The organism is Streptacidiphilus monticola (assembly GCF_042658505.1).
In the GTDB taxonomy this organism is placed as follows: Bacteria; Actinomycetota; Actinomycetes; order Streptomycetales; family Streptomycetaceae; genus Streptacidiphilus; species Streptacidiphilus monticola.
Map to the genome: position 1 here is coordinate 31486 of NZ_JBHSQJ010000003.1, position 603 is coordinate 32088.

Annotated in this window: 1 pseudogene; it reads left to right on the plus strand. The window is 79.4% G+C overall.

The annotated features are described in order from the left end of the window. Positions 1 to 603, plus strand: a pseudogene (locus ACFP3V_RS00810) (ABC transporter permease); the annotation flags it as partial.

Genomic DNA, 603 nt, shown 5'->3' on the forward strand with positions numbered 1-603 from the left:
GGCGCGGCATCGACCCGGGCGGCGGCGTCGACCTGCTGGTCACCGCCGCGCCGCTGCTGCTCGGGCTGTCCGGGGCGATCGTGCTGGTCCGCCTCTACCCGGTGCCGGTGCGGCTGCTGTCCCGGCCCGCGCGCGGCCGCCGGGGGGCGGTCGGCTTCCTCGGTCTGGCCCGCGCCGGGCGCGGCTCCTCCGGCGCCTCCCTGCTGCCGCTGCTGGCCATGCTGCTCGCGCTGACCGTCGGCGGCTTCGGGCTCTCGGTGCTGACGGGCGTTCAGCAGGCCCGCGACAGCGCCGCCTTCAGCCGGGTCGGCGCGGACGCCCGGATCACCACCACCAGCACCGACCTGAACCCGGCCCTGGTCGCGGCGGTGCACCGGCTGCCGGGCGTGCGGGGCGTCGCGGAGGTGGTGGTCCAGCGCGACCTCGGCCTGTCCGAGACCGCCCAGGTCGACGTCTTCGGCGTGGACCCGGCGGACTACGCGGCCCTGTCCCGGCGCATCGGCCGGGGCGCGTTCGACCCGGCCCTGCTGCACTGGGACGGCACCGGCCCGCTGCCCGCGCTGGCCTCCCCCGCCGCTGCCGCCGCCGTCGGCGGGGGGACGC